Below are 5,691 nucleotides of genomic sequence, written 5' to 3'. Positions count from 1 at the left end.
ACTCTAATGAATATTTTGTCATAAAAAATAGCACCTCCAATTGTTAGATAGTGTCTAACAATTGGGGTGCAGTTCATAAAAGGCCTATAGATATTAATTTTGTTTTTCTTGCGTCTCAAGATACTGCCTTATTTTATTAAGATACTCTGGTCCATCCATTTGATCTTTCACGATCATTTCTATAAGGGAAAGTTTTTCGGCGTTCATTTCCTGAGCCTTCTTGATGGCAGCATCCAGTTCTCCATTCGTCCTGACTCTCGCAGTGAAGGCCTCCTCGCCAAATGCTTCAGCTAGCTTTGTATATTCCCACTCTGGTATCTCGTTATATTCCTGTTTTTCTATATCGACTTTTACGTTTAAGAATTTTTCTATCGTATAGCCGTTATTGTTGAGGATGAACACGATGGGTTTGCAGCCGTTCTCCAACATCGAGCTTATTTCCTGTGCTGTCAGCTGTATCGAGCCGTCACCAGTAAACAAAAGTACACGACGGTTTCTATCCGCTATACAAGCCCCAAAAGCAGCGGGTGTCGCATAACCAATACTCTGCCAGCCTCCCTGAGCTATATAGGTCGCCCCTTTTGGCAATCTAACCTGTGACATACCATAATAGAATGTTCCTGTTTCAGTGACCACAATGTCATGTTCCTTCAACATTTGCTGAATTCGAGGATAATAAGAGGCCGCTTCCAGTGGTGCTGTTGGGTCTCCGACCATTGTGTCATACGGAAACGAGGTTGTTCCAACAGATTCCTTCTGCCGGTAGCCAATTTCTTTGAGTGCATTTAGAGCATCTTCACCATTGATATTCATATAGCTGGCAACTCCCACTTTTAAGGAGTCAGGTTGAACCTCTATCATTTTCAGCGGATTAAGCTTTGCTGTACCTTTGGATGTATTGACGTCTGACCAAACAGCACCTACTGCAATGATACAATCCGCTTCCTCAACGGCCTGAGCTACCTCCTTACTTCCAAAAGCTCCGCCGTATACACCAATATAAAGGGGATGACTCTCATCAAACACGCTTTTCCCCTGCATTAACGAAGCGACTGGAACATTTAACTGCTCAGCCAGTTGCTGCACGGATCCTTGCAAGTTATAACGAAGTGTTTTCATATCTACAAGCAGGACTGCTTTTTTTACAGCCTCTAACATTTTTCTTATTTGCTCCACTGCTGACTGCAATGCATCGTCATTCGTTTTGGTCTTATTTTGGGAAGGTTCGGTGTGGGAAATCACCGGTTTTGTAACGAGATCGATGGCCACTACCAAATAAACGGGCTTTTTCTTTTCCTTCGCAATTCTGATCGCTTCCGGTATCTCCCTAGCCGCGTTTTCTGGTGTAAGAATCGCTGTATAACTGGTGATATGCTCATAAACCTTACGGAAAACATCAAAATCTCCATCCATTAACGTATGATGGGCAAGCTCTTTCTCCTTTTGGATCATGGACTTTGGCGAGCCGACAATATGAATGAGCGGCACATTTTCACTGTACGCACCAGCGACTGCATTGCATGCACTCATCTCACCAACGCCAAAGGTGGTGATCAGTGCCGATATGCCCTTCACCCGGGCATAGGCGTCCGCTGCGTATCCAGCATTGAGTTCATTTCGTCCATTAATGAACTCAATCCCATCGTAATCTTCCAAAGTATCTAGCAATGAAAAATTATAGTCTCCGGGTACACCAAAAATCTCTGTAATGCCCTCTGCTTTTAAGCAGTCGTATAAATATTGTCCCAAGGTTCTGTTTCCAGCCAAGTCAATCACTCCTTCAATTGATTCATCTCTACCTTATTAATACCCAAACATAAGTAGGTTAACCGTATAAGTATCCATATAAATAAGAGCTGCCTTCGCTAACCTATTAATCTATTTTAAACTTTGATAAATGAAGTGGGTGATATTGTCCTGGAATGGTGTGGAAATCTTTAACCACTCAAAGGGAAGAGAATGCTTTTAAAGGTGTTGAAGAAAATTCATTATTCCCAACCATTCCAAAAACGAACTGCTACCTCGGAGCTACTGCCTACTATAAAAATGCGGATTTCAAAAAAAAACGATTCAATTCCAAATCAAAAAGTCTGAAAATTCTTGATTCCACCTCTAACTTTGATTTATATTTGAATCAACCGAAAAATCGGACAAGGGGGAAAATGATGAGTGAAAACAATGTGAAAAGAGTTTTGGAAACCATCATCAGCACATCGAATAATAATATTACCGTGACTGATGAAAGGGGATTCATTTTATTTACGAATCCTAACCATTGGTGGATTTATGGAATTGAACCCGACCATTATCTTGGAAAATCCGTATATCAGCTCGAAACGGAAGGAATACTTACGCCTTCAATATCTGCCATGGTATTGAAAGAGAAAACACCTGTTCAAATCATGCAGCATACGAAGACAGGAAAGATTGTCATGTCGACTGCCTATCCCATCTTTGATGATGATGGTGAATTGATTCGTGTCGTCAGTTATGCCCAAGATCAAACTGAAATCAGAAACCTTCAGGACCAGTACGGTCAATTGGAGAAAAAGATCCAAGAATATCAATCGGAGGTCGAGGAACTGAGGGAACAGGAGGAGCTAATCTATCGCAGCAAGGAAATGCGGCAAATCGCCAAAACGATACTCCGTGTTTCCAAAACGGATGCTACTGTCATGCTTCTTGGGGAATCGGGGGTGGGCAAGAGCGTTTTCGCCCGCCGGCTACATAATCAGAGTTACCGCAGCAAAGAGCCATTCATCGAAGTCAACTGCAGTACCATTCCAGAAAGTCTCTTTGAATCTGAAATGTTTGGATACGAAGCGGGATCCTTCACCGGTGCGCAAAAGCATGGTAAGCAAGGGCTGATTGAACAGGCAGACAATGGAACCTTATTTCTGGATGAAATCGGGGAGCTCCCCCTGGATATGCAAGTGAAATTATTAAATGTCCTACAGGAGAAGACTTTTAAAAGGGTGGGCGGAAAAAAAGAGCATAAGATAGATTTCCGGCTTGTAACCGCAACGAATCAAAACCTTGAGGAAATGGTCGAAAAGGGTACATTCAGGCTCGATTTGTATTACCGCTTAAATGTGATTCCCGTCCATATACCGCCTTTACGGGAAAGAAAAGAAGATATTGCCATCTTAATCAATCATAATCTCGAAATCATCAACAAGAAATACAAAACAGATAAGAAGTTGCATCCTTCCACTTACGAAATCCTGATTCAGCATAAATGGTCAGGGAACGTGCGTGAATTGGAAAATCTGATTGAACGGGTCATTCTGACCTCGGAAGACTCCATCATTTTCCCAGGCTTCCTCCCTTCCCATTTCCATGGACAAGTATCTTTGGAGAAAAAAGATGATACCTTAATGATCGACCAAATGATGGTTGAGGATCGTGATCTCAAAACCGCTCTTGAACAAGTGGAAAAATGGATGATGATGAAAGCGAGTAAACAATGTAAATCCACATATGAAATGGCAAAATTCTTAGGTATAAGCCAGCCTTCAGTCGTTAGGAAAATGAAGAAATATAAAGGTCAATTACCCATTACGTAAAAGTAAACTAAAAGAATATTTCACTGCAATCTAATAGGAGACCTTCACATGAAGGTCTCTTATTTCTCTTATTTATTTGACACGCCTGCCGAGTCAAATGTTGCCATTTCTTTAAGGACCAATGTCGCTGCCTTTAGGATCGGGTATGCCACTGCGGCCCCTGTTCCTTCTCCGATTCTCATTCCTATATCGAGGATCGGCTCCTTACCAAGCAATTGTATGGCTGTTCTATGACCTGGTTCAGCCGATCGATGTCCAACAAACATATAATCTGCTGCATGTTCAGAAATGAGGTTGGCCAATACAGCGGCCGTGGTTGTAATGAAACCATCAACAAGAATGGGTATACGGTTATTCGCTGCAGCGATCATGGCCCCTGCCATACCTGCAATTTCGTATCCACCGATTTTCATCAAAATATCGATTGGATCATCAGGACTAGGTTTTCTTAACGAAATCGCTTTTTCAATTATTCTTTGCTTATGTAAAATGCCTTCAGACTTCAAACCTGTTCCCTGTCCCACTAGCAATTCGGAGCTTTTCCCGCTTACGACGGAAATGATGGCGGAACTGGATGTCGTATTTCCGATTCCCATTTCACCAAGAATCAGGCAGTTCACTCCACGGGCAATCATTCTCTGTGCACGATCATATCCAATTTCAAGCGCTTGAAGTGCTTCTTCCTTTGTCATCGCATCTTCTTTATAAAAGTTTCTAGTTCCACGGCGGACTTTTCTCGAAGTTAATTCCGGAGCCTCGATATCTGCATCGATCCCTATATCGACAATGTCCAAGTAAGCATCTATCGCACGGCTGAGTACATTGATGGCGGCTCCATCATTCAGGAAATTGAGTGCCATTTGTTCCGTCACTTCTTTTGGATATGCCGACACCCCTTCTTCCGTAATTCCGTGGTCGGCTGCAAACACGATAACACCCGGTTTAGAAATGTCCGGAAAGGCCTCTCCTGTCATCTTGGCCAATTCAATTATCCATTCCTCAAGTCGTCCTAAGCTTCCCTGAGGAACCGTCAGTGAATCGACATGGCCTTTTACCTGCCGTCCCATATCCTCATCCAGCATCGGGATGGAAATGGCGGCTAACCCATTCGTCATATTAAAAACCTCCATAATCCAAAATGAAAAACCTTAACCATCGGAAAAGGTTCTTATCCATCATTTTCTATAAATACAACTTAGTCAATATAATTATCCTTTAAACTTTAACATGTGTACACACTAAGATCCATTTACTTCGGGACCCCTATTTCATTTAATGGATAGATGCGAAATTCCACTTTGCCCACAAGTGATTCCTCTGAAATAAAACCAAATCTTCTTCCATCCCAACTTTTCCTGCGATTGTCCCCCATGACAAATAAGTGACCAACAGGTACCTTGGATTTCCCAAGTAAATCATTCAGGGTGAAATTCTCCGTCAGATTTTCTTCAGGTGGAATTTCCTCTTTTTTCGTTTTCAAATATGGTTCTGTATACTCTATTCCATTAATAAACAGCATATCATCCTTCATTTCGATACTGTCACCTGGTAAACCGATCACCCTTTTTATATACTTCGCATCTGCGTCCGGTGCATTAAATACAACCATATCGAAACGTTCTGGCTTTCCGATTTTAGTTACCACGATCCGGTCATCGTTTTCATAAGTCGGCTCCATTGATTTACCCTTGACGGTAACTGGCGTAAATAAAAACTGTTGGCAAATAAACACGATCATAAAAGCGAATAAGATAGATTTCAACCAAGAGAACACTTCAGTTTTCATATCATTCTTCATAGCGACTCCCTCCCATCTATTGTGAACGGCTAACATTTGAAACCAATGCATGCAGCGTCAAGACCAATTTTTTAGCTCTGTTACTCCCTGTATGCTGAGTTTTGCCGGTCGGTGTTCAGAGGAGATATTCTAAAAGAAATATATGGAAAAATTGTAACATATCCATTTATCGCTTGCGAGAATTAATCATTTTTATTAACTGGGGCGCAAAGCAAATCTAAAAATATATCGAAAAAAGGATAGCGAATTTCGAGGCTGCTGAAAAACTCACGTTTTTCTAACTAGTACGGTAAATCAAATTAAAAAAAGACGATTCTCATTCGATAC

4 protein-coding genes are annotated in these 5,691 nt (G+C 41.6%); 1 reads left to right on the top strand and 3 read right to left on the bottom strand.

Features of this window, described 5'->3' with window-relative positions:
- Nucleotides 1-93 precede the first annotated feature (93 nt).
- Nucleotides 94-1,767 (bottom strand): alpha-keto acid decarboxylase family protein, encoded by a 1,674-nt coding sequence (locus ACFX4L_RS24800; protein ID WP_377406589.1) that lies wholly within the window; start codon nt 1,765-1,767, stop codon nt 94-96.
- A gap of 395 nt (nt 1,768-2,162) precedes the next feature.
- On the opposite strand from ACFX4L_RS24800, the gene ACFX4L_RS24795 reads away from it, so the two are divergent.
- Entirely contained in the window at nt 2,163-3,566 is a 1,404-nt protein-coding gene (locus tag ACFX4L_RS24795) for a sigma-54 interaction domain-containing protein (RefSeq protein ID WP_377385130.1), read from the top strand.
- A gap of 68 nt (nt 3,567-3,634) precedes the next feature.
- Here the strand turns inward: ACFX4L_RS24795 and cobT are convergent, their stop codons facing one another.
- Both cobT and lepB read right to left on the bottom strand, forming a co-directional pair.
- On the bottom strand, nt 3,635-4,681 hold the full coding sequence (gene cobT, locus ACFX4L_RS24790; RefSeq protein WP_377385125.1) for a nicotinate-nucleotide--dimethylbenzimidazole phosphoribosyltransferase: 1,047 nt from the start codon (nt 4,679-4,681) through the stop codon (nt 3,635-3,637).
- A 134-nt stretch (nt 4,682-4,815) separates the two neighbouring features.
- Nucleotides 4,816-5,364, bottom strand: a complete 549-nt coding sequence (lepB, locus tag ACFX4L_RS24785; protein ID WP_289320932.1) for a signal peptidase I — start codon at nt 5,362-5,364, stop codon at nt 4,816-4,818.
- Nucleotides 5,365-5,691 lie beyond the last annotated feature (327 nt).

This window comes from Peribacillus sp. YIM B13482, from assembly GCF_042787975.1.
GTDB lineage: Bacteria > Bacillota > Bacilli > Bacillales > DSM-1321 > Peribacillus > Peribacillus simplex_A.
This window is presented reverse-complemented; position numbering and strand designations above follow the sequence as displayed.

What these genes read in the sequence shown, in the direction of transcription:
- cobT (WP_377385125.1), bottom strand. Translation starts at nt 4,681, where the DNA reads ATGACGAATGGGTTAGCCGCCATTTCCATCCCGATGCTGGATGAGGAT.
- ACFX4L_RS24795 (WP_377385130.1), top strand. Translation starts at nt 2,163, where the DNA reads ATGATGAGTGAAAACAATGTGAAAAGAGTTTTGGAAACCATCATCAGC.
- lepB (WP_289320932.1), bottom strand. Translation starts at nt 5,364, where the DNA reads ATGAAGAATGATATGAAAACTGAAGTGTTCTCTTGGTTGAAATCTATC.